The sequence below is a fragment of the Mesorhizobium sp. M1C.F.Ca.ET.210.01.1.1 genome, assembly GCF_004791585.1.
GTDB lineage: Bacteria > Pseudomonadota > Alphaproteobacteria > Rhizobiales > Rhizobiaceae > Mesorhizobium.
Genome location: NZ_SRUU01000019.1, coordinates 84,306 through 107,868, shown reverse-complemented (window position 1 = coordinate 107,868; position 23,563 = coordinate 84,306). Strand labels below are relative to the sequence as shown.

The window sequence follows — 23,563 nt, the reverse complement described above, 5'->3', positions numbered from 1 at the left end:
ATGTTGTCGTGGTTGTCGTCCTTGTAGAGCGTGATCGTCCAGTTCTCGACCGGCGTCTGGTCACCCGTCGTCCCCAGGCTGCCGTCGGCGTCCTCGAGCTTGTGGCCCGAGATCGAGCCGAGCTCGAAATTGCCGAAGTCGTTGTTGTGGCTCTCCTCGCCCGCCGCCAGAGTGACGGTGTACTCGCCCTCCGCGTTGTTCGGCGCATCCTGCGACCATCCTGCCTGCGCCACCTCCCGGATCGTGTAGGTGCCGGGCGTGACGGTGAAGTGATAGTACCCGTTTGCGTCGGTGACCGTAGACGGCTCGCCCGAATCCAAAGAGTTGTTGCCATTGATGTCAAGGTAGATCGTCCAGCCGCTGAGAGCCGGCTCCCCGGCCTCCCAAACGTGGTCGGCGTTCAGGTCGTTGAATTTGTGACCGTCGATCACTTGGCCGATCTGGCGGTTCCATTCCTCGAAGCCGGAATCAGCCGTCCAGGTGCTCTGTGCGGTTTCCGTGGGCCCTTGATAAGTACCGGCCTGATAACCGAACCCGGAATAGAGATAGATATAGGGCTTGCTCGGATCGAAACTGCTGATGGGAACCAGCAATGACATATCGGTGGTGTTGCCGCTGCCCGGCTGAAGCTCGCCGTTCAGCCCGACGAACTTGTCGCCGCCGGCATCCAGATTGTAGATCAGCGAAGCGTTGTCACCTGCCGGGAAGGCGCCGGTGCCCTGCTCCGGGGTCGCTCCGGGTGCGTAATCATGCAAATCGCCTGTAGGGGCCTGCCAGATCTGGAGCGAATCCAGGGAAAGGTTTTGTGACGTGGCAACGTTGGACTCGTTGATGTCGAGATCGAATCGATAGTAGCCGACACCATTTACGAATTGAATCGGAATGTCGGCAATGTTCACCGAATGAACGTACTGACTACCGCCCTTGGAGGTATTATCAAGAATAAAAGCATTAAAGTCGGTATTATACCCCTGCTCCGTCGTGTTGTTACCTGACGCCGAAATTCGGACGAAAGGATCAAGCAGACCTGTTCCCGCGCCGGTCGCGACATCCGAGGATGAAAAGAGGGCACCGTTGATCGTTACGGTGGTCTTGAAGGTCAAATCGTAGGTCGGCGCGTTCACCGCATCGGTGAAATTCACCGTCGCGACCCGGCCGCCTGCTTGGTCTGCCGCCGAGAGCACGAATGCCTGGTTGGCCGCGTCGCTGTTGACGTACCACGACGTCTGGATCTTGCCGTTGACTGTGCCGTCGAGGTCGCCGGCGCCGCCATCGGTGACGACCCAGGGCGTACCGGTCCCGGTCAGGTCGTAGGTGAGCACATCGTCCAGGGTGCCGAGGATTCCGTCGGCGCCCGCGCTGACATGGGCGACCGAGAACGTGAGCGAGCCGCCGTCCCCTACGTCGGTGGCCGTGATCCCGACCGTCTCGCCGGGCGCGTAGTCCGCGTCCGCCTGGTCGACCGCGACCGCAAGCGGCGGCACAGGGTCGGAAGAAGCCGGATCGGTGCTTCCGGTCACGGTGGAATCAAGTGTTGCAAGCGGATCGTTCGACAGATTGTCGCTGATATCGCTAGACGTCATGGCATTTTCCCCTAGCTTCGTGTTCAGTTTCTTATCGTGGCTGCTGCTTTCTCTTGGCTGCTGTTTTTCATTTTCCCGTTGTGCGGGCTTACTCTCTAAAGGCGCGGCTGATCTGGTCCTGCAACGGCTTCACCAGGTAGGACATCACCGAACGGTCCTCGGTCTTGATGAAGGTTTCCACCGGCATGCCGGGCACCAGCTTGACTTCGCCGAGGCGCGCGACCTCGGCGGCGGTCGTCTTGATGCGCACGGTGTAGTAGCTGACGCCGGTGCGCTGATCGGTGGCGATATCGGGCGAGGTTCTCTCGACAACGCCATCGATCTGCGGCGTCGTGCGCTGGTTGAATGCCGAGAAGCGCAACGATGCCTGTTGGCCGACCCATAGCTGGTCGATGTCGCTTGGCGCGATCTTGGCTTCCACCGCGAGGCTGTCATTGTCCGGCACGACCTGCATGATCGTCTGGCCGGGCGTGATCACCCCGCCGACGGTGTAGGCGAGAGACTGCTGCACGACGCCGTCCTGGGGCGCGCGAATGTCGACCCGCTTCAACTGGTCCTCGGCCGCCACCTTGCGCTCGAAAAGCTCGCCCATCTTGCCGTCGATGTCGCGCAGGTCCCGGTTCACTTCGGTGCTGAGGTCAAGGTCGATCTGGATGATCTGCAGCTTGATCTCGGCGATGCGCCCCTGGGCCTGCGCCTGCGCAGCGACAAGCTGGCCGCGCTCGCCATCCAGGCGCGTCGCCTCGCGCTCGGTCGAGGTCAGCCGGTCGATGGAAATGAGCTTCTTGCCCCAGAGCACGCGCACGGAAGCGAGCTCCTTTTGCACGAGCTCTATCTCCTTGCTTTTGGCTTCCATCTGCGCGGTGTCGCCGGCGATCTCCTTCTCGAGCTGGACGATGCGTTCGCCGAGCTGGCCCTTCTGGCCGGCGCGGGACGTGCGCCGCGTGTCGAAATGCTGCTTCTCGCCGGAGATCGCCTCGGCGACATCGGGATCGGCCGAACGAGCGAGGACCTCCGCGGGAAAAGTGATGCTGTCGGCGCCCCGACGCTCGGCGTCGAGCCTCGCCTTGCGAGCCGTGAGCTGGTCGAGCGCCTTGCTCACCACCGCGAGATTGGCAGCCGGCACGGTGCGGTCGAGACGCAGCAGCAGGTCGCCGGCTTTCACGAGGTCGCCGTCGCGGGCATCGATCTCGGCAACGATGCCGCCGGTCGAATGCTGCACATTCTTGACGTGGGAGTCGACGACGAGCGTGCCGGGGGCGATGACCGCGCCGGCAATCTCGCTGACCGATGCCCAGCCACCGACGCCTCCGCCAAGCAGGAGCACGGCTCCGAGCCCGAGCCTTATGTAGAAGCGGATCGATGCATGGGAGGTGCCCGGCGCAGCCATGCTAGTTCCCTCCCCCGGTTCCGTTGGCGAAAGCCTGCGGGGTGCCATCCGCGGCCGACCTCGGCGGCGGATTGGCCGTGGGCACCGCCCTCAGCATCGGGAACATCTTGCCGAAGACCTTGTCCTTCGGCCCAAAGTCATGGATGCGCCCGTGGTTCATCGCCAGGACGAAATCGACAGCCGCGAGCACGTTCGGACGATGAGCGACGATCACCACCACGCCACCGCGTTCGCGAACGCCAAGCATGGCCCGGATCAATGCCTGCTCGCCATCCATGTCGAGATTGGAATTCGGCTCGTCGAGCACCACGAGAAACGGGGTGCGATAGAGCGCGCGGGCCAAGGCAATGCGCTGACGCTGGCCGGCCGAAAGGGCCTCGCCATGGTCGCCGATCTCCGTCTCGTAGCCCTGACGGAAGCCCACGATCATCTCGTGCGAGCCAGCCGCCTTGGCCGCGGCGATGATCGCGGCCGGGTCGGCGTCCAGCTCGAAGCGGGCGATGTTTTCGGCGACGGTGCCGGCAAACAGCTCGACATCCTGCGGCAGGTAGCCGATATGGCGGCCGCGCTCCCGCGGCGACCACTGGTCGAGATCGGCACCGTCCAGCTTTATCCGGCCGGCCACTGGCAACCAGGCCCCGACAAGCGCGCGCACCAGGGTGGACTTCCCCGATCCGCTCGGGCCGATGATGCCAAGCGCATGGCCTGCCTCCATGGCGAAGCTGGCTTCCTGGACCAGCAGCCGCTGCGCCCCCGGAGCCGTGATCGCAACATTGTGCATTGTGACACTGGCACTTGGCGCCGGCAGCGGCATGGGCTCGGTCTCGGCGGGCAACGCCGTCAGCACCCTGGTCAACCGTTGCCAGCCCTGCCGCGCGCTCGCGAAACCTTTCCAGTTGGCGATCGCAAGATCGACCGGCGCCAGCGCGCGGCCGCTGAGGATTGAAGCGGCGATGATGATGCCCGCCGTCGCCTGCTGTTCGATGACCAGCCAGGCGCCGATGCCGAGCATGGAGGACTGCAGCAGCATGCGCAGTACTCTCGATACCGAGCCGATGCCGCCGGCGACGTCGCTCACCTTGCGCTGGTCGGCAATATAATCGAGGTTGGCATCTTCCCAGCGTGCGGCGAGCCCGCCGGCCATGCCCATGGCGGCAACGACTTCCGCGTTGCGACTGCCGGCGGAAACCAACCCGCTGCGGCGGTTCCCGCTCGAGGTTGCGGCCGATACCGGCTGGCGCGTCAATCGCTCGGCAAGCACCGTCAGCGTAACCAGCACGATCGCCCCGAACAGCGCCGTCACACCAAGCAGCCAGTGGAACATGAAGATGATGGCCAGGTAGAGCGGCAGCCATGGCAGGTCGAACAGTGCCGTCGGACCCGTGCCGGACAGGAAGGCGCGCACGCTGTCGAGATCGCGCATCGGCTGCAGGCTGTCGCCCTCGCGCCCGGCCTTCAGCGGCAATCTAAGCACCGACGTATAGACACGGCGGCCAAGCGTCTCGTCGAGGGCACCGCCGATGCGCGCCAGCACCCGCCCTCGCACGAAATCGAGAACGCCCTGCCCGCAATAGAGGATGATGAGCAGCATCGAAATACCGACCAGCGTCGGCAGGCTGCGGCTCGGCAGCACGCGATCATAGATCTCGAGCATGTAGAGCGAGCCTGCGAGCATCAGGACGTTGAGCATGCCGCTGAACAACCCGACCGCAAGGAAGGCCGACCGGCAGCTGGCAAGTGCCGCGGCCAGTTCCGAGCGAGCGGACTTGGCCGCTCGCCCAGTCGGTTTCGCCGACGGCTTGCTACGCGCCCCGGCCCGATGGAGCGTGTCGCCGACACCATTCTTCGCCGCCCCGCGGGCGCGAAACACGGCCAGGTAACCGGCGCCTGCCGTCGCCACCGCAACAAGCATCCAGCCTATCGAGGCGTGCCGGCCTAAGCCGAAGAGAAAAAAGCCGGCGACGCATGCGACGAGTGTCAGGCCGAAAAGCCTGACCTTCGCCTGCGCCGAACCAAGCGTTGGTTTGCCCATCAACCCGGGCGACGCCTTACTGAACCCCAACGTCACGACTTGCCCTTCCCAATCAGGGACGCGTCAGCCGCGCGCATCGGCGCATTGATCGCGCAAACGCGGCTGACTGGCCATGGCAATAGCGCCGAGATTCAGCGCTCAAGTCCGAGAGGGAGGAGGATCGGCGTAGCGTCTGGCAACCCGCGGCGGCAGCCGGCGAACTGCAAAACGCGACAGCGCCTCACGACGACTGGCGGCTCGATGGTGATGCGGCGGCGACTGATATGTCACCGCGCGGCGTTCCCACCCCCTGTAGCGCCGTAACTCGTTGTTGCCGGTCGGGAGATTGCTAACGCTACTATATTAGAACATTATTAACTCTATCTGAGCGTGCGTCAACGGGCATTTCGACGAAGAATTGGCTCGCTGGGATTGAAGTATAAGGGAGTATAACGCTGCGCGAAGCGAAGCGTCTCAATCCGTTTCCGCCGCGCCGAACCGCCCCTATTTCTGCCGGAACGCGGTATGCAGCGACGCCGTCAACGGCCCAAGGATGTAGTCCAGCGCGGTGCGTTCCTCGGTCACGATCATCACAGAGGCCGGCATGCCGGGATAGAGCTGGATCTGCGGGGCGGCGGCGAGTTCCTGCCGATCAACCGCAATGTCGGCGACATAGTAGGGAAACCCGGTCTTGGCATCGGTGACGCGGTCGGCGGAGACGCGGGTAACGCGGCCGTGGATGACCGGCGTCGTGCGCTGCTTGTAAGAGGTGAAGCGGACCTCGGCCGTCATGTCGGCGCGCAGGCTGGATATGTCCTCGACCTTGACCTGCGCCTGGACGATCAGCGAATTCCTGGTCGGCACGATATCGAGAATGGTCTGGCCGGGGGCGACGATCGCGCCGGTCGAGAAGACGGTGAGATCCATCACCTGGCCGTCATAGGGCGCCCGCACTTCGGCGCGGTCGACAGTCGCTTGCGCGGCGAACATCTTCGGCACCAGGTCGGCGAGGTTCGACTGGGTGTCGATCAGCATGGCCGACAGCTTTGCGCGGCGCTCGTTGGTGAGCTGCGCGATCTGGCTCTCGAGCTCGGCCTTGCTCTGGCGGTTTCCCGCGATTTCGCCGAGAGCCTGGTCGATCAGGCCCTGCAGGTCGGAGGCGGAGCGATCGAGCTCCAGGATGCGCGTGCGCGTCGTCAGCCCGGCCTTCAGCAGCTTGTTGAGGCCTGCCTTTTCATCGACCGTCGACTTGAGCTGCGCGCGGAAGGATTCGACGCGCGCCTGCTTGCCGTCAATCTGCTCCTCGAGTTCGGCTATCCGCTTCTCAAGGATCTGCCTGGCACCGGCCATTGAGGCGCGCTGGCTCTCGAGGTCAGCAATCTGGTTGGCCATGGCGTCCTGCAGATAGGCCTGGTGCTCGGCGGTGATGTCCTTCGGAAAGGCGACCGCCTCATGGCCGTCGAGCTCGGCGCGGATGCGGGCATCGGTGGCGCGCAGCAGCGCATATTGCTGGGAATAGAGGTTGAATTCGGAACGGGCGCGGGTGTCGTCGAGCACCACCAGCACATCGCCCGCCTTGACGATGTCGCCGTCCTTGACGCGGATTTCCTTCACCGTGCCGCCATCGAAATGCTGGACGCTCTTGCGGTTGCCCTCGACCTTCACCACCGCGTCGGCAAGCACCGCGCCGTTGAGCGGCGCGACCGCCGCCCAGCCGCCGAACACGCCGAAGAAGGCAACGATGATGAGCACGCCGACCGAGACCGGTCCCCTGATCGAATCCTGGTTGGCGCCCGCGTGTTCGGCGCCTGAGAGGCTGCTATAGGTGGCGGCGACGTCGGTCATTGGGTTGCCACCGCAATCGGCGCGGCGCGCTGGTTGAGCAGGGCCACGATCTCGTTCTTCATGCCGAAGGCCTCGACGGCGCCATCCCGCAGAAGCAGGATCTTGTCGACATTGGCCAAAGTCGAGGGCCGGTGCGAGACGATGATGACCGTGCTGCCGCGACGCTTGAGCTCCAGCGCGCATTCGGCGAGCGCGCGGTCGCCGTCGGAATCGAGGTTGGAGCTCGGCTCGTCGAGCACGATGAGGTTCGGCATGCCGAACACGGCGCGGGCAAGCGCGATGCGCTGCCGGTAGCCGCCGGACAGCACCGCCCCTCCCTCGCCGATCTGCGTCTCGTAGCCCTGCGGCAGGCGGATGATCATCTCATGCACGCCGGCGAGCCGCGCCGCCTCGATGACCTCGCGGTCGACATCGCTCTTGAAGCGGCCGATATTGGCGGCGACCGTATCCGAAAACAGCTCGATGTCCTGCGGCAGATAGCCGATATGATCGCCGAGCGCCTCCCGCCCCCATTGCGTGAGGTCGGCGCCATCGAGCCTCACCGTGCCGCGGCTCGGCTGCATGATGCCGGCGAGATGACGCGCGAGCGTGGACTTGCCGGCGCCGGAAGGGCCTACGATGCCGAGCGCTTCGCCTGCTTCCAGCCGGAACGAGACGTCGCGCAGCAACACTTTCTGCAGGCTGGGAATGGCGAAGCTGAGCTGCTCGACGGCAATCTTGCCGGTGGGCTTCGGCAGGTTGAACGAACGTTCGTTCTGCGCGCCGCCATCGAGGAGCTTCTCGACCCTTGCGAGCGCGGCCCGCGCCAGGATCAGGCTGCGCCAGAGGCCGACGATCTGCTCGATAGGCTGCAGCCCCCTGCCCAGCAAAAGGCTCGCCGCGAACATCGAACCGCCGGTGATCTGCCGCTCGATGACCAGATAGGCGCCGAGGCCGAGGATCAACGACTGCATGGTGAGGCGCAGGAAGCGGATCAAGCCAGACATCAGCGCGGCGCGGTCGCTGGCCTGCCCCTGCTGCTTGAGCGCCAGGCCGCGGTCTCGCCCCCAGCGGCGCACGAGGCCGTCGATCATGCCCATGGCGCGGACGACTTCCGCGTTCCTGAGGCTCATTTCGGTGAAATTGTAGTTAGCCGTGGCAAGGTCGTTGGCCTGCTTCAGCGGCGCCCGCACCATGTATTCGTTGAGCACCGCCATGGCGATCAAAAGCAGCGAGGAGCCGAGCGCGAAGAAACCCAGCCAGGAATGCAGGAGGAAGATGATGCCGATGTAGATCGGCGACCAAGGCAGGTCGAACAGCGCATGGATGCCGCTGCCGGTGATGACCTGCCGGAACGTGTCGAAATCGCGAATCGACTGGCTTTGCGAAGCGCCCTGCGACGGGGTCTCGACGGAGGCCGCCAGGATTTTTGCCGAAAGCAGCCGGTCGAGCCGCGCGCTGGCCCGCGTCAGGATCGCGGCGCGCACCAGATCGAGACCGGCGAGCGCCAGGAAAGCGGCGAGCAGCACCAGGGTGAGCATCACCAAAGTGGTCTCGCTGCCGCTGGTGACCACCCGGTCGTAGATCTGCAGCATGTAGAGCGGGGATGCGAGGTAAAGCAGATTGATCGCCAGGCTGAACGCCGCCGCGAAGAGGAAATAGCGACGGCAGGCGCGAAGCGCATCCGTTACGATCTTGGATTTCTTGTCGAAATTCACATACCCAGCGGAGAACCGCCCCCCTGTCCAAACCGCATGCCCCGGAAGCGATCCTACTCCCTATCCCTCAACTGGCCACGCGATCCGCTCGTAAACCTGCTGTAAACCTTAATTCATAACCTCGAATCGTCGGTTTTCGGGAGACGAGGTGAGCCGCGCGTGGCTCACCTCCTCCGTCACAGCACGAAGTCGCTCGCCGTCAGTCCGAGATTGACGCCGGTCAGCGTGATCTGGAAGTCGGCTGACGTGTTGCCATTGACGTCGACATGCACAATCGTGTTGCCACCCTGTTCCGACCAAGTGAGGCTGTTGGCGACGGTGGCTGGGTTCTGGCCGCCAAAAAGGAAGGCCTGATCGCCGCCGCTGCCGGTATTCGCGTCGATCGAGGACAGGTCGATCTTGTCGACGCCGTGGACGAAGTCGGTGATGATGTCGTTTGCGGCACTTGCCGGCGAATCCGAGACGTCCGGTCCGTAGTAGAACGTGTCGGCCCCTGCACCGCCGGTAAGTGAATCGGCGCCGGCGCCGCCGACGATCTTATCATTGCCATCGCCGCCGTTCAGCGTGTCGTTGCCGCTTTGGCCGAACAGCGTATCGTTGCCGGCCAAGCCAAAAATCTGATCCGCGCCCCCGTTGCCGTAGAGGATGTCGTCACCGTTGTTGTTGCTGGGGCTGTTGAACGTTTCTCCCGAATTGCCGTTGCTGCCGGTGATGAACTGGAACGTTTCGCTATACTGGTAAGCGGGCCCGGCCGGATCGCCGACCTGGGTGGCCTGCACAGTCACAGTGGATGTGTTGCTTGTCGTGAGATTTCCCGAGCTAAGCGTGTCCCCGCTGATCGAAAACAGGCCCGCGCTCGATTGCGATGTGATGCTGTAGACAAAACTGCCGGGATCCGGATCTGTCGCGCTCAGCGTTCCCGAGAAGCTGAACTGATTGAAATTCACGTCCCCGGTGGGGCTGGTGTTCGGTGTGAGCTGGATGTCGGTCGGAGCAAAGCGCGGTGGTCCGTCGTCTGTGCCGAGGATATCGATGGCGACCGAGGTGTGGGTGCCGTCGGCGCTGACCACATCGAAGTTCTCGGTGTAATGCTGGCCAGCCACGAACTCGTCATGCGCCGAGGACGCCGTGTAGCTCCAGTTGCCGTCGACATCGATCGAGAACGAGCCGTAGGTGCCGGCGGTGCCAGCCTGGGCGACGAAGTGCGGGTCGCTGTCGACGTCCGAGATGGTGAGCGCGCCGCTGGTCGAGATGTCGGCCGCGTCATCGGTCTCGGTCAGGTTGACCGAGGCCGAGGACAGCACAGCCGCATCATTGGTGCCGAGGATGTCGATATGGACCGAGGTGTGGGTGCCGTCGGCGCTGACCACATCGAAGTTCTCGGTGTAATGCTGGCCAGCCACGAACTCGTTGTGCGCCGAGGACGCCGTGTAGCTCCAGTTGCCGTCGACATCGATCGAGAACGAGCCGTAGGTGCCGGCGGTGCCAGCCTGGGCGACGAAGTGCGGGTCGCTGTCGACGTCCGAGATGGTCAGCGCGCCGCTGGTCGAGATGTCGGCCGCGTCATCGGTCTCGGTCAGGTTGACCGAGGCCGACGACAGCACAGCCGCATCATTGGTGCCCGTGATATTCACGACGATGTTATAGCTGGCGGTCCCATCCGCCGACGTGACCTGCAGCGTGTCGGTTACATGCTGGCCCTCGGTCAGCGGGTCGGCGAGGGCCTGGTTGAGCGCATAGGTCCACGCGCCGGATGTCGTGTCGAAGGTGAAGGTGCCGTAGGTCCCCTGGAGGCTCGCGGGCGTCTGGAAATGGTTTTGTCCCGCATCCGCGTCCGAAATGTTTAGCTGCCCGGAGGCATTGGGGTCGCCCGGCGTGCCGTTGGCGACACCGCCCGCTTCAACCACGCTGTTGTCAGCGCCAGCGGCAGCGGTGACTGTCGCACCGTCGTTGGTACCCTGGATGTTGACCGAAACGCTGGCCCAGCTCAGCGTCCCGTTGGCAAGCTTGATCGCATAGGTGAAGGTCTCATTGATGTGATCGCCGGCGCCAAGCGCCTGCAGGCTGGCAACGCCGTAGTGCTGCTGCAGATATTGGCTAAGGTCCATCTCGACCTTGCCGTTGTTGATGCGGATCCGGACGCCGTCGCCGATGCTCTCCCAACTGGAGATGCCGCTCGTCTGATAGTCCTGGGTGGTCAGGTCGAGGGGGGCGTATTGCTTGGTGGACGTCGTTGCGGACGTGCCGTCGTCGATCGAATAGAGGGTCTTGGCATTCCCACCCAAATCATTCGCCAAAACGTCCAGCAGTATACTGGATTGGGAGCCGGAAACGATGACGGCTGTGTCTTCGGTGTAGTTGAAGACATCATTTTGCGCCTGCGGCGTGTTGGAGAACGACGTCGTGGTGCCACCTGCACCGGAAATTTGCGTAGTAGTAGCCATCTATTTCCACCCCTGGCAGACGCGCGCGCGGCGTCCGCTCATTGCCGTCTAGCGACGACAGACCACCCCATGCCGAATGATTCGGCGCCCAGTCTTCGGGGAGAGGAAATGACCAGAATTTGCCGTGCAACCAGGCGCAACCCGACGGCTCGGCCCGTGAACGGCCAGCCCATCATGGCGGTTCACAGACAGCGGGTGGCTCAATGGTGACGGCTGCGACGGCGATCGATACCGCGCTGCGTTTCCCCTACCCCAGTAGCGCCGTGACTCGTTGTTGCCGGTCGGGAGATGTTCACGCTACCCTTATATTAGGATATTATTAACTCTACCCCCGAAGCGTCAACAGCCAATTCCGAGAAGAGTTAATGACAAAACGCGTACTTGTACGCGTTTGTGGATAAACTTCATTGATTGGAGTGCAACTGCGAGCCAAAAGGCGGTCGCTGGGCGGGGGAACCGAACCGGCTTAGCGCCCTCACATCGCCTTCTTGCCGCGCTTGCCGCCGCGCGCCGCAACCGCCTTGTCGACAGCGCGCTTCAGCTCGTCCTTGATTTCAACGGTGTCGGCCATCAGTGCCTCGATCTTCAGGAAATCGAGCACGCGGTATTTCGAGACCGCCGGGCGGATGAGAATGTCCGGCTGGTGCTGCTTCAGCTTGTTGGCGATGATCGACTGCATCATCAATTGGTTGGCGCCATAGAGCAGGTCGACCGTGGTCGGGTGCTTGCGCTCGGCCTCGCTCGGCGCCCCGACCACGTCGATGGCGATGATGATGTCGGCATCCTTCTCGACGAGATCGAAGGGCACCGGGTTGTAGATGCCGCCGTCGATCAGCAGCCGGCCGTCACGCGTCACCGGGCGGAACACCGCCGGAATGGCGGCGGAGGCCGCCAGCGCCGATTGCAGGTCGCCCTCGGCGAACACCGCGAGCTTGTGGCCGAAATAGTCGGTCGCCGTCACCTTGAGCGGGATCTTCAGCTCCTCGAAGGTCGCGGGGATGGCGTCGGGCAGAAAAGCTTTGAGGATACGCTCGACGTTGAACTGGCCGACGCGGATGCCGCCCTGCATGGCCTCCGCGATCGTGCCCGGGCGCGAGCGCCACATGCGCGCCGCCATCTCGGCGCGGCTGCCGAGAACCAACCGGCTGTAGTCGTGGATCTCGGCCCCGCGCATGCCGGCGGCCATGCCGGCGCCCATGATGGCGCCGATGGAAGAGCCGGCGATCGAAACCGGCTTGATGCCGAGCTCGTCCAGCGCCTCGATGGCATGGATATGCGCAAGTCCCCGAGCGCCGCCGCCGCCGAAGGCAACCGCGAAGGTCGGGCTCATCCTTTGCCGCTCCCCGCCACCTGAACCAGCGGCGGACCGATCACCATCACCGCCGGGTCGGTTGACAGGAGCTTCTTCGCCGCCGCCTTGACGTCGGCAAGCGTCACCGCGTCGATGAGCGCGGTACGGCGCTTGATATAGTCGATGCCGAGGTGGTCGAGCTGCAGTTCGACCAGGGTTGAGGCAATGGAGCTGGAGGAGTCCAGGTTGTTGATGGCGTAGGCGCCGGTCATGTATTTCTTGGTCGCCGCGAGCTCCTCCTCGGTCGGCCCCTTCTCAGCCATCTCCTTCACCACCTGGCGCACGATCGAGAGCGTCTCGGCGGCGCGGTCGGAGCGCGTCGCTGTCGTGACCAGCAGCGCGTTGGAATGCTGGTGATCGACGAGATCGGAGCTGACGCCATAGGCAAGGCCTCGCTTCTCGCGCACCTCCTCGTAAAGGCGCGACGTGAAGGTCGAGCCACCGAGGATCTCGTTCATCAGCACGGCGGCGTAGAAATCGGGATCGCTGCGTTTTACGCCAGGCCAGGCAAGCTGCAGCGAGGTCTGCGGCAGGTCGTAGTTCACTTCGAGCTGCTGGCCGAGCTTGGGCGCAATGTCGGCAACCGGTGCCAGCGTCTGCTTGTCCGGCAGATCGCCGAACACCTCGTCCAGCTTGCCGCTCAGCGTGGCGGCGTCGATGTCGCCCACCACTGCCACATGCAGGCCGCCGCGGGCGAAATTCGCCTTGTGGAAGGCCTTGAGGTCGCCGGCGGTTATGGTGGCGAGGCTCTCCTTGTTGCCCTCGTCCGGCCGGGCATAGGGATGCTGGCCGTAGATCGCGCGCAGCCAGCGCTGCTGGGCGATCGTGTTGGGGTCGCGCTCATTGGCGAGAATGCCGGAGAGTATCTGGGCGCGGATGCGGTCGATCGGCGCCTGGTCGAAGCGCGGGCTGTTCACGGCCAGCTTCAGCAGGCCGAAAGCCTCGTCCTTCTGGTCGGAGAGCATGCGCATCGAGCCATAGGTGCCATCGCGCGCCGCCTGAAAACTCATCTCGGCGCCGGCATCGTCGAGCTTCAGCTGGAAGGCCTCGCTGTCGAGGTCGCCGGCGCCCTCGTCGAACAGGCCGGTCATCAGGTTGACCAGCCCTTCCTTGCCGGCGGGGTCCTGCGCGGTGCCGCCGTCGAAGACGAAGCGGATGGCAACCAGCGGGATCGAGTGGTCCTCCACCAGCCAGGCGGCGATGCCCTTCTTCGACTTCACTTCCTGGATGTTCATCTCCGCGTGGGCGGCAAGCACCGGCAAGAGCAGGAAGAAGAGGGCGAAGCAGAGGGTGGCGAAGGCGCGGTAGAGCCCCCCTTCTCCCTTTGCGGGAGAAGGTGTCGCCGAAGGCGACGGATGAGGGGTGCTGGACGGAGCGCAACCTTGGAGACTGCCAGCGCTCAATGCCCGACGAGAAAGGTCGCGTTTCTTCCAGCACCCCTCATCCGTCTCGGCGCTGCGCGCCGATCCACTGCCCGGGGGCGAGCCACGGGTCTCGCCCCGTCCTTCGGACCCCACAAGGGGAGAAGGAAAGGTGCTCGTGCCAAGAACCACACCCATCATCAATTCCCCGCCTGTTGCTGCGGGAGGAGATAGCCGGTCGTCGAACGATCGAGCACCAGGTAGCGGGCCGCCGCCTTGACCTCTGCGGCAGTGACCTTGCGGATGCGGTCCGGCCATTCCTCAACATCCTTCACGTTGCCGCCGGTGGCGAGTGTCGAGCCGTACATATTGGCCATGTCGTCCTGCTTGTCGCGGGCAAAGATCATCGAGCGGACATAGCGGGTCTTCGCCCGCTCCAATTCGTCGTCGGTCACGCCGTCCTTGACAATGCGCGCGATCTCGGCGTCGACGGCCGCCTCGACATCGGAGAGCTTGGCGTCGCCGCGCGGCGTGCCATAGACGGTGAAGTTGGTGGCGTCGAGCATGGTGCCCTGGAAGAAGGCGCCGGCCTCGGAGGCGATGCCTTGCTTCACCACGAGCTGCTGGTAGAGGCGGCTGCGGTTGTCACCGCCCAAGATCGCGGCCAGGAGGTCGAGCGCCTCGGCCTCGCCGGGCTTGGCGGTGTGATAGGACGGCACCACCCATTGCGTGGAAAAGCTCGGCACCGAGACGCGCGCGTCGGCGAGCGTGACGGTGCGCTTGGTGTTCTGCTCGGGCTCCACAGGGCGGATGCGCGGCGGCAGGTCCGGCCCGCGCGCGACCTTGCCGTAGGTTCGCTCGGCCATCGCCTTCACCGCGTCGGGGTCCACGTCGCCGGCCACCACCAGGACCGCGTTGTTCGGCCGGTAGTAGTTGTCGTAGAAAGCCTTGGCATCGGTGCGGTTGAGCTGCTCCATCTCGTGCATCCAGCCGATCACCGGGATGCGGTAGGGCTGGTTCTGCCAGAGCGTCGCGTCGACCTCCTCGTCGAGCACCGCCTGCGGATTGCTGTCGATGCGCGAGCGGCGCTCCTCCAGGATAACGTCGCGCTCGGTCTTGATGACATCGTCGGTGAGGATGAGGTTGCGCATGCGGTCGGCCTCGAAACCCATCATCTGCTCGAGCGCCGAGGGCGCCACCGTCTCGTGGAAGGCGGTGTAGTCGTAAGAGGTGAAGGCATTGTTCGAGCCGCCGATGTCGGACACTGCGCGGTCGAATTCGCCGGCGGCGTGGTTGGCCGTCGCCTTGAACATCAGATGCTCGAAGAAATGCGCGATGCCGGATTTGCCGGGCGGCTCGTCGGCGCTGCCGATCTTGTACCACACCATATGGGTGACGATCGGGGCGCGGTGATCGGGGATGACGACGACCTCCATGCCGTTGTCGAGCAGGAAGTCCTTGACCTCGGCATCTTCAGCGGCGCGCGCCGGAACCTGCGCTGCGAGTGCCAGCGTGCCGGCAAGGAATGCCGCAAGCAGCCGTCTGGTGCCAAATGTCATCGAATGCTCCGGTTTCGGTCGCGCGACGATAGAAAAGGTCGCTGACGAGGCAAAGTGAATTGTTCGTCATTTTCGAGGCGTTGCTACCCGACCGCGATGAATCGGATGATCGTATCGCCATAGCCGCGCTCGTCCACCACGGAAAAACCGGAGCCCGGCTCGAACGCCGCCGAGGCCGCCTCCTCGACCACGCAGAGCGCGCCGGGCAGAAGCCAGCCGCCGGCCTTTGCCGAACGCAGCGCGCGCTCGCCGAGGCCCTTGCCATAGGGTGGGTCGGCGAAGACCAGGCCGAAAGGCGAGAGTGTGCCGGCCTCGCCGAGATGGGTGGCATCGCGGCGGAAGATCTTTGTCCGGCCGGTCAGCCCGAACGCCTCGACATTGTCGCGGATCAGCCCGCGCCCTTCCGCCGATTCCTCGATGAAGACGCAGTAGGAGGCGCCGCGCGACAGCGCTTCAAGCCCGAGCGCGCCGGTGCCGGCAAAGAGGTCGAGCACACGGCCGCCTTCGAGCTTTTCGGCGTGGCGATGCGCCAGCACGTTGAACACCGCCTCGCGGGTGCGGTCGGTGGTCGGGCGGATGGCGTTCGAACGGGGCGTCGCCAACGGACGCCCGCGAAGCTCACCGCCGACGATCCGCATTGCCACCCCTCGGAGTCTTGGGACCGCGTGGCCGGTCGCCCCCCTTTCCTTCGGGTCGATCGCCTTTCGGCTTGCCGAACGGCTTGCCCTTGCCGCCGGGCTTGAACGACGCCTTGCGCGCCTTCGCCTCCGCGGCCCTGGCAGCGTCGGCCTCCGCCCTGCCCTTGCCGATCGGCCGCGCGCCCGGCGCCATCCAGACATTGGCCTTGCGCTGGCCGGGCGGCTCGATCGGGCGAGGTTCGCGTTTGCCGCCGCCCGGCTTGCCGCCGAAGCCGCCGCGCTCGGGCTTGCCGAAGCCGCGCTCGGATTTGTCGAAGTCGGACCTGGGGCCGCGCTCGCCGAAGGCCCTGTCGGGCCTCGTCGACAGCTTGCCCAACGCCTCGTCACGGCTGCCTTCGCGGCGCTTGCGGGCCTTGATCAGCCCGCCCTCGCCGATTGGACGGCGGTCGCCCTCGCGCGTGAATTTCGGCCGCTCCGCCTCATCGCGACGCGGGTCGCTGCGCCGCACCGGCTTGTTGGAAAAGGGTTTTTGGATCTCGGCGTCGAAATTGGCGCCGGACTCCTCGATCAGCCGTTCGCCGAGCTGCTCGCGCAGCACGCGTCCCTTGATCTCCAGCACATGGCCCTCGGGCAGGTCCTCGAGCTGGAATGGCCCATAGGAAATGCGGATCAGCCGCGTGACATCGAGGCCAAGTGCGCCAAGAATGTTCTTCACCTCGCGGTTCTTGCCCTCGCGCAGGCCGATCGTCAGCCAGGCATTGGTCCCTTGTTCGCGGTCGAGCGAGGCTTCGACCGAGCCGTAGAAGACGCCGTCGACAGCGATGCCTTCGCGCAGGCCGGCGAGCGCGCTCTCCTCGACCTTGCCGTGGACGCGGACGCGGTAGCGCCGCAGCCAGCCGGTGGCCGGCAATTCGAGCACACGCGACAGCCCGCCGTCGTTGGTGAGCAGCAGCAGCCCTTCCGTGTTTATGTCGAGCCGGCCGATGGTCATCAGCCGCGGCAGATCGGCCGGCAGCACGTCGAAGACGGTCTTGCGGCCTTCCGGGTCGCGGTTGGTGGTGACCACGCCCGCCGGCTTGTGGAACAGGAACAGCCGCGTGCGCTCGATCGGCGGGATTTCGGTGCCGTCGAGATGGATGACATCGTCGGCTGTCACATTGAAGGCCGGCGAGGACAGGACCTTGCCGTTGACCTTGATGCGGCCGGCCGCGATCAGTTCCTCCGCATCGCGGCGCGAGGCGATGCCGGCGCGCGCCAACCGCTTGGCGATGCGCTCGCCGGCTTCCGGCGCTGCCTCCGCCGGACGTGGGCGCGGCTTGAAGCCGCCCTGCTTGGGCGCGGCGTCGCGTGGCGGGCGATCGCTAAAATCGCGCTTTGGCCGCTCCGCGAAATCGCGTTTGGGACGCTCGAAGCGCCTTTCGCCGCGCTCGCCTTCGGCAGCCATCGGCCGGTCGCCGCGCGGCGTATAGGGTTTGCGCGCGCCGTCGCGTTTCTCGAAGGGCTTGCCCTCGGGGCGCGGCCCCTTGCGGAACGGCTTTTCGCCGCGCTCGGCGCCCTCGCCCGCTTCACGTGGCTTGTAGGCCCGCTTGAACTGCGGCCTCTCGCCTTCGGCGGCCATCGGCCTGTCGCCGCGCGGCGCGTAAGGCTTGCGCGCGCCGTCGCGCTTCTCGAAGGGCTTGCCCTCGGAGCGCGGTCCCTTGCGGAACGGCTTGTCGCCGCGCTCGGCGCCCTCGCCCGCTTCACGTGGCTTGTAGGCCCGCTTGAACTGCGGCCTCTCGCCGTCGGCGGCCATCGGCCTGTCGCCGCGCGGCGCGTAAGGCTTGCGCGCGCCGTCGCGCTTCTCGAAGGGCTTGCCCTCGGAGCGCGGTCCCTTGCGGAACGGCTTGTCGCCGTGCGGCGCCGACCCGCCTTTGCGCGGCCCCTTGTGTCGTGGTGGTTTCTTGTCGTCGTCCATATGGATCTTGCTCGTCTTGGACTGCTACGGCGCACGCGCCCGTTCGGACGCGCAACGCAGGCAGTGTCATCTTGATTTTGCGCGTGCAGCAGCGCGGCAAAAACCGATTCCGGTTTTCAGGGTCACGCGCTAGATAACAGGATCACCGTCGGGTGGCGAGGAGTAATCGGAATGGAAAGCGCGTGAAGCGGCCGGATTTCATGGCTTTGGCGCTCAAGGAGGCCGAGGCGGCCGCAGGCCGCGGCGAAGTGCCGGTCGGAGCGGTCATCGCTAACGGCAACGTTGTGGTGGCGAAGGCCGGCAACCGCACGCGCGAGCTTGCCGATCCCACCGCCCATGCCGAGATGCTGGCGATCCGCGAGGCCTGCCATAAACTCGCCAGCGAGCGGCTCACCGGCCACGACCTCTACGTGACGCTGGAGCCCTGCGCCATGTGCGCCGGCGCCATCTCGTTCGCGAGGCTGCGGCGGCTCTATTTCGGCGCTACTGACGAGAAAGGCGGCGCGGTGGTCAACGGCGCGCGCTTCTTCGCCTTGCCCACCTGCCACCACGTACCGGACATCTATTCGGGGATGGGCGAAAGCGAAGCGGCACTCATCCTCAAGGATTTTTTCCGCGAGAAGCGGGAGATATAGAGCTGCGGCGCGGCTGACCGCGGCGTTTACAGACCCAGCCAGTCGAACCAGCCGCCGCTCTTCTTGCCTTCCGCCTGCGCCTTGAGCCGGCGCTCCTTCTTGTACTCGTCCTCGCCGAGCTCGTTCTGCGGCGCGGTGCCGGCGGCCTGACGATAGGCAAGCGGCGGCTCGCTCAGATATTTGCGGACATTGGGATTGCCCTGCTTCTGCTCGGCGAGGCGACGCTGGATCTCGGCGGTGCGGGTAGCACTGGAATCATCCGGCGACCAGCGCGGCGGATGGCTGGAAGCCGAATCGGCCATCGCCTTCTTCACCGCCACAGGATCGGTCTGCACGTCCTCGACGGCTTCCGGCTGGTAGTTCGGGTCGTTCTGGTGCGCGGTCGCGTCGGCGCGGATGCGGGCGCGCCGCGCCTCGGGCGATTCGGGCCAGTCGGCGCTCGCCGTCTGAATGCTCTCCTGCGGCGGCGGCAGGTTTTCCTTCTGGCCGGGAGCCGGCTTAACCAGATCGGGGCGCGGCTTGTAGTCGATCGGATCGCGGTGCTTCGGCGTGATGGCGATGGCGCCGGAAACGTCATCGGCGAGCTGCTCTGCGGCCGTCTTGTCGGTGCCGTAGGTCGGCGAGCCGACGCAGCCCGACATGGCAAAGGCCGATGCCACAAGCGGCGCCAGCAGCGCGGCGCGCGCAAACGTTCTTCCGGTCATGCCAAAAAGTCCCACTCTAACAGCCTTTCGGTCGCCACCGGCCACAGGGGCGCGGTCCCCTTCTTCCCCGCACTTGCGATGGAAATCCGGCGACAATTTGTCTGCCGGAGTGTCGCGTGTTTACCTCAACCACTTATTAAGGGCAACGCGCGGGCGGATTTGCGCCGCCCGGCGTGGCATTTCTGCATCGGCTTATAGATCTTGATGCTACAGCCGCCCGAGCGCCTTCAGCTCATGCAGCACAGCCGCGTCGCGGGCCGAGACATCCGGGAATTCCGGGTCCTGCCCGACATCGGCCGTGTAGCGCCAGGAGCGCGCGCATTTGATGAGACCACGATCCTCGGCCTTCTCGACCACCACCGCCACGCCCTTGACGTCATCCAGGGTAAAGGCGCCTTGCGGAGCCTTGCCGTGCTGGATGACCAGGTCGCTGGTGATCGCCATTTCGGCCATGTCGACGTCGGCGATGGCCGCTTCGAGCGCTGCATCGTCGATGGTCACCACCGGAACGGCTTCCAGCGAGGAGCCGATCAGCTTCTCGGCACGCGCGATCTCGAGCGCGCCGGTGACGACGCGACGCACCTGGCGGACCTTGCGCCATTTCTCGGCCAGCGCCTCGTTCCTCCAGTTTTCCGGGATCTCCGGGAACTGGTCGAGATGCACCGAGGCGGCGTCCGGGTGACGGTCGAGCCAGGCCTCCTCCATGGTGAAGGGCAGCATCGGCGCCAGCCACTTCACCAGGCATTCGAAGAGATTGCGCACGACCTGGACCGCCGCCTTGCGGCGCAGGCTCGACGGCCCGTCGCAGTAGAGCGCGTCCTTGCGGATGTCGAAGTAGAAGGCCGAGAGCTCGACCACCATGAAGTCGAGCAAAGCACGCGTGATGCGCTTGAACTCGAAGGCATCGTAGCCCTGGCGCACCACCTCGTCGAGCTCGGACAGCCGGTGCAGCATCAGCCGCTCCAGCTCCGGCATCGCCTCCAGCGGAACCTCCTCGCCGTCGTCATGGGCAAGCGTGCCCAGCATCCAGCGGATGGTGTTGCGGAGCTTGCGGTACGCGTCGATATTGGTCTGCAGCACGTTGCTGCCGAGCCGCTGGTCTTCCCAATAGTCGGTCGTTACCACCCAGAGCCTGAGGATATCGGCGCCGGACTGCTTGATGACGTCCTGCGGCACGACGGTGTTGCCGAGCGACTTCGACATCTTGCGGCCTTCCTCGTCCATGGTGAAGCCATGGGTGATGACCGTGTCGTAGGGCGCCCTGCCCCTGGTGCCGCAGCTTTCGAGCAGCGAGGAGTGGAACCAGCCGCGATGCTGGTCGGAGCCTTCGAGATAGACGTCGGCTGGCCATTTGAGATCGGGACGATCCTCCAACGTGAAGACATGGGTCGACCCGGAATCGAACCAGACGTCGAGGATGTCCATCACCTGGTGCCATTTGGACGCATCGTTGTTGCCGAGGAAGCGCTCCTTGGCGCCCTCGGCGAACCAGGCGTCGGCGCCTTCCTTGTCGAAGGCGTCCATGATGCGCTGGTTGACCGCCTCGTCCTTCAGCACATTGCCGTCGACATCGGCGAAGACAGCGATCGGCACGCCCCAGGCGCGCTGGCGCGACAGCACCCAGTCGGGGCGCTCCTCGATCATGGCGCGGATGCGGTTCTGGCCGGCCGCCGGCACGAAACGTGTGTCGTCGATCGCCTTCAGTGCGCGGCTGCGCAGCGTCGTGCCGTCGCCGAGGTCCTTGTCCATATAGACGAACCATTGCGGCGTGTTGCGGAAGATGATCGGCTTCTTCGAGCGCCAGGAATGCGGGTAGCTGTGCTTCAGCCGGCCGCGCGCGAAGAGCGCGTTGCGCTTGATCAGTTCCTCGATGACCGCCTGGTTGGCGTTGCCCTTCTTGCCGTTGTCGTCGATGACGCGCGCCGGCCCACCCTCGCGGTCCGGGCCGAAACCCGGCGCATCCTTGGTGAAGAAGCCGGCATCGTCGACGGGGAACGGGATAGCGGTGTCGACACCGCGCTTGAGCAATTCGGCGACCGCGTCCATCCAGGCGTCGAAGTCCTCGCGGCCGTGGCTCGGCGCGGTATGCACGAAGCCGGTGCCGGCATCGTCAGTGACGTGTTCGCCGGCGATCATCGGCACTGGGAACTGGTAGCCCTCCGCAAAGCCCCTGAACGGGTGCGAAAGTGTCAAGCTTCCAAGCTGTTCGGCCGAAACGTTGTGAAGGCGGTTCAACGTGACCTTGGCCTTGGATGCGGCGTCCTCGGCCAGCGCGTCGGCGAAGATCAGCTTCTCGCCGGGCTGCGGGCCGAAAGCGTTCTCGGCCGCCGTCACCTCATAAAGGCCATAGGCGACGCGCGGCGAATAGCTGACGGCGCGGTTGCCGGGCAGCGTCCAGGGCGTCGTCGTCCAGATGACGACATGGGCCTCAAGCAGGTCGAGCGAGGCTTCGGACAACGCCGCCGGCTGCCCGCCCTCGCCGCCGTCCACCGGGCGCGCGAGGCTCGCGACCGGGAATTTCACCCATATCGTGTCGCTCTCATAATCCTGGTACTCGACCTCGGCCTCGGCCAGCGCGGTACGCTCGACCACGCTCCACATGACAGGCTTGGAACCGCGATAGAGCTGGCCCGACATGGCGAATTTCAACAGTTCGCCGGCAATGCGCGCCTCGGCATGGTAGGCCATCGTCGTGTAGGGATTGTCGAAATCGCCGATGACGCCGAGGCGCTGGAACTCGCCGCCCTGCACCTTGATCCAATGCGTGGCGAAGTCGCGGCATTCCCTGCGGAACTCGTTGACCGGCACCTCGTCCTTGTTCTTGCCCTTGGCGCGATACTGCTCCTCGATCTTCCATTCGATCGGCAGGCCGTGGCAGTCCCAGCCCGGCACGTAATTGGCGTCGTAGCCGCGCATCTGGAAGGAGCGGTTGATGACGTCCTTGAGGATCTTGTTCAGCGCATGGCCGATATGGATGTTGCCGTTGGCGTAGGGCGGGCCGTCATGCAGCACGAACTTCTCGCGGCCGGCGGACGTCTCACGCAGCTTGCGATAGAGGTCCATGTCCTGCCAGCGCTTGACCAGCACCGGCTCCTTCTCGGGGAGACCGGCGCGCATCGGGAAATCCGTCTGCGGCAAATAGAGCGTGCGGGAATAGTCGATCGTCTCGGACGCATCGGTCGTGGGGGTATCGGTCATCGATCTGTCATCTCAATTGCCCGGCGGCGCAACAGCCCGGGCGTTGAAGTCTTGATTTGACGCATATCGTTTTCCCAAAACCGGAGCCCACATTTGGGCGATATGCGTTGATGTTCAGAAAAAGCGCGAGGGGCCGCGCGCACGAGTCCCGGCGGCTCCGGCGGCGCTCAGGCCACCCGGAACACCGGGCCCGTAATTCGTATCGCGATCGAAAAAAGGCGCGAAAAGCTCGTCATGGCGGGGCTTTTAGCGGATGGCGCGACAGGAATAAAGCGCAGATTTCAACGCAAAGCGCTGGTTTCCTGGCCTACATCGAGAAATTGAAGCGATAGGAGGTCGACACGCCGACGGTCCACTGGTTGCGATCGCCGCGCTCCTTGACCAGGCTGGAATCGGCCGCCGGCCCCATCAGGCGCGAATATTCGGTGAAGACGCTGGCCGTCATCGGCTCGGTCACCTTCCAGGTGATCGCGCCGCCGAGGCCCGTCGACTTCAGCCCGCCGCCCGGATGGTATTCGCTGAGGCCGGACGCGGCGGCCTCCGTGGCGTTGACGCCGTAATAGGCATCGAAATAGCCCGCGGAGGCGAAGGAGACGCGCGGGCCGCCGGAGATGCGGACCGTGGGTGTGACGTCGTAGAAGGCGTCCGCCGCGATGTCGGCGACGAAGCCGTCATGAGCGCGGATGCCGTGCCTGAGCTCGGCGCGTGCCCGGACCCAGTCCAACGGGTAGAATTCGAAGAAGCCGCCGACCTCGCCGCCCCAGCGCACCGGGTCGAGGCCTTTCAGCTCGTCCTTGCTGTCGCGCGAGAACAGGAGCTTGCCGGTGAGGCCGGCGCGCACGCTGCCGTCGTCGATCAGCGCCAGCGAGATGTTGTCGTTGCGCGAGGTGAAGCGCGCCTCGGGGCCGGCCTTGCCGAGCGAGATGATAGGCTGGGCGCTCAGCATATATTTCTTGCCGCCCTCGAAATTCGGAGCGACCAGGCCCGTGGCGCCGAGCGTCAGGTACCAGTCGCCGGAAAACCAGCTCCCCTCGCCCGCATGGGCTGCGGAGACGGCCATCAGGCCAGAGGCGAGAACCAGCGGAATCGTCCCGGCAATACGCATTATCAACCCTTACGCGAAACACGCCGGCACGAACACCCCGGCGGTGCAGAAGCCATGGCGTCAGTTCGGTAAAATTTGACTTAAGATC

Annotated in this window: 15 protein-coding genes; 1 reads left to right on the top strand and 14 read right to left on the bottom strand. The window is 65.0% G+C overall.

Annotated elements, in window-relative coordinates:
- The 11 genes from EN853_RS21195 to EN853_RS21145 all read right to left on the bottom strand — a co-directional run.
- A partial coding sequence (locus tag EN853_RS21195) for an SdrD B-like domain-containing protein (RefSeq protein WP_210236090.1) occupies positions 1 to 1,583 on the bottom strand: 1,583 nt, incomplete at its 3' end.
- A gap of 88 nt (positions 1,584 to 1,671) precedes the next feature.
- A complete protein-coding gene (locus EN853_RS21190) occupies positions 1,672 to 2,973 on the bottom strand; it encodes an HlyD family type I secretion periplasmic adaptor subunit (RefSeq protein ID WP_245517136.1) in 1,302 nt (433 codons plus the stop codon).
- 1 nt (position 2,974) lies between these two features.
- A complete protein-coding gene (locus EN853_RS21185) occupies positions 2,975 to 5,005 on the bottom strand; it encodes a type I secretion system permease/ATPase (protein ID WP_245517137.1) in 2,031 nt (676 codons plus the stop codon).
- Between the two features lie 483 nt (positions 5,006 to 5,488).
- Complete coding sequence (locus EN853_RS21180; protein WP_127861331.1) at positions 5,489 to 6,829, bottom strand: HlyD family type I secretion periplasmic adaptor subunit; 1,341 nt, start codon at positions 6,827 to 6,829, stop codon at positions 5,489 to 5,491.
- The gene (locus EN853_RS21175; RefSeq protein ID WP_127861332.1) at positions 6,826 to 8,526 is read right to left on the bottom strand and encodes a type I secretion system permease/ATPase; all 1,701 of its coding nucleotides are present in this window, start codon (positions 8,524 to 8,526) and stop codon (positions 6,826 to 6,828) included. Before EN853_RS21175 ends, EN853_RS21180 begins: the two co-directional genes overlap by 4 nt.
- A 176-nt stretch (positions 8,527 to 8,702) precedes the next feature.
- A complete protein-coding gene (locus tag EN853_RS21170) occupies positions 8,703 to 10,970 on the bottom strand; it encodes a VCBS domain-containing protein (protein WP_135861331.1) in 2,268 nt (755 codons plus the stop codon).
- Between the two features lie 475 nt (positions 10,971 to 11,445).
- Positions 11,446 to 12,300, bottom strand: coding sequence for a patatin-like phospholipase family protein (locus tag EN853_RS21165; protein ID WP_127861333.1), 855 nt, complete (start codon positions 12,298 to 12,300; stop codon positions 11,446 to 11,448).
- The gene (locus EN853_RS21160; RefSeq protein ID WP_245517141.1) at positions 12,297 to 13,589 is read right to left on the bottom strand and encodes a pitrilysin family protein; all 1,293 of its coding nucleotides are present in this window, start codon (positions 13,587 to 13,589) and stop codon (positions 12,297 to 12,299) included. Before EN853_RS21160 ends, EN853_RS21165 begins: the two co-directional genes overlap by 4 nt.
- A gap of 293 nt (positions 13,590 to 13,882) precedes the next feature.
- On the bottom strand, positions 13,883 to 15,241 hold the full coding sequence (locus EN853_RS21155) for a pitrilysin family protein (protein WP_127861335.1): 1,359 nt from the start codon (positions 15,239 to 15,241) through the stop codon (positions 13,883 to 13,885).
- A gap of 83 nt (positions 15,242 to 15,324) precedes the next feature.
- Complete coding sequence (rsmD, locus tag EN853_RS21150) at positions 15,325 to 15,879, bottom strand: 16S rRNA (guanine(966)-N(2))-methyltransferase RsmD (protein WP_127861336.1); 555 nt, start codon at positions 15,877 to 15,879, stop codon at positions 15,325 to 15,327.
- Entirely contained in the window at positions 15,860 to 17,833 is a 1,974-nt protein-coding gene (locus tag EN853_RS21145; RefSeq protein WP_128357051.1) for a pseudouridine synthase, read from the bottom strand. Before EN853_RS21145 ends, rsmD begins: the two co-directional genes overlap by 20 nt.
- Before the next feature lie 182 nt (positions 17,834 to 18,015).
- Here EN853_RS21145 and EN853_RS21140 point away from each other — a divergent pair, with 182 nt between their 5' ends.
- Entirely contained in the window at positions 18,016 to 18,468 is a 453-nt protein-coding gene (locus tag EN853_RS21140; RefSeq protein ID WP_127861338.1) for a nucleoside deaminase, read from the top strand.
- 26 nt (positions 18,469 to 18,494) lie between these two features.
- Here the strand turns inward: EN853_RS21140 and EN853_RS21135 are convergent, their stop codons facing one another.
- From EN853_RS21135 to EN853_RS21125, 3 genes are all read right to left on the bottom strand, one after another.
- Complete coding sequence (locus EN853_RS21135) at positions 18,495 to 19,172, bottom strand: hypothetical protein (RefSeq protein ID WP_127861339.1); 678 nt, start codon at positions 19,170 to 19,172, stop codon at positions 18,495 to 18,497.
- A gap of 207 nt (positions 19,173 to 19,379) precedes the next feature.
- Positions 19,380 to 22,370 (bottom strand): isoleucine--tRNA ligase, encoded by a 2,991-nt coding sequence (gene ileS / locus EN853_RS21130; RefSeq protein WP_127861340.1) that lies wholly within the window; start codon positions 22,368 to 22,370, stop codon positions 19,380 to 19,382.
- Between the two features lie 307 nt (positions 22,371 to 22,677).
- Positions 22,678 to 23,475 carry a MipA/OmpV family protein gene (locus tag EN853_RS21125; RefSeq protein WP_127861341.1) on the bottom strand — a complete coding sequence of 266 codons (798 nt, stop codon included), beginning with the start codon at positions 23,473 to 23,475 and terminating at the stop codon, positions 22,678 to 22,680.
- Between the last annotated feature and the right edge of the window lie 88 nt (positions 23,476 to 23,563).

Bases quoted from the DNA above. Each gene is read 5' to 3' on its own strand.
- EN853_RS21165 (WP_127861333.1), bottom strand. From the start codon at position 12,300: ATGAGCCCGACCTTCGCGGTTGCCTTCGGCGGCGGCGGCGCTCGGGGA.
- EN853_RS21190 (WP_245517136.1), bottom strand. From the start codon at position 2,973: ATGGCTGCGCCGGGCACCTCCCATGCATCGATCCGCTTCTACATAAGG.
- rsmD (WP_127861336.1), bottom strand. From the start codon at position 15,879: ATGCGGATCGTCGGCGGTGAGCTTCGCGGGCGTCCGTTGGCGACGCCC.
- EN853_RS21170 (WP_135861331.1), bottom strand. From the start codon at position 10,970: ATGGCTACTACTACGCAAATTTCCGGTGCAGGTGGCACCACGACGTCG.
- EN853_RS21145 (WP_128357051.1), bottom strand. From the start codon at position 17,833: ATGGACGACGACAAGAAACCACCACGACACAAGGGGCCGCGCAAAGGC.
- EN853_RS21135 (WP_127861339.1), bottom strand. From the start codon at position 19,172: ATGACCGGAAGAACGTTTGCGCGCGCCGCGCTGCTGGCGCCGCTTGTG.
- EN853_RS21185 (WP_245517137.1), bottom strand. From the start codon at position 5,005: ATGGGCAAACCAACGCTTGGTTCGGCGCAGGCGAAGGTCAGGCTTTTC.
- EN853_RS21180 (WP_127861331.1), bottom strand. From the start codon at position 6,829: ATGACCGACGTCGCCGCCACCTATAGCAGCCTCTCAGGCGCCGAACAC.
- ileS (WP_127861340.1), bottom strand. From the start codon at position 22,370: ATGACCGATACCCCCACGACCGATGCGTCCGAGACGATCGACTATTCC.
- EN853_RS21155 (WP_127861335.1), bottom strand. From the start codon at position 15,241: ATGACATTTGGCACCAGACGGCTGCTTGCGGCATTCCTTGCCGGCACG.
- EN853_RS21125 (WP_127861341.1), bottom strand. From the start codon at position 23,475: ATGCGTATTGCCGGGACGATTCCGCTGGTTCTCGCCTCTGGCCTGATG.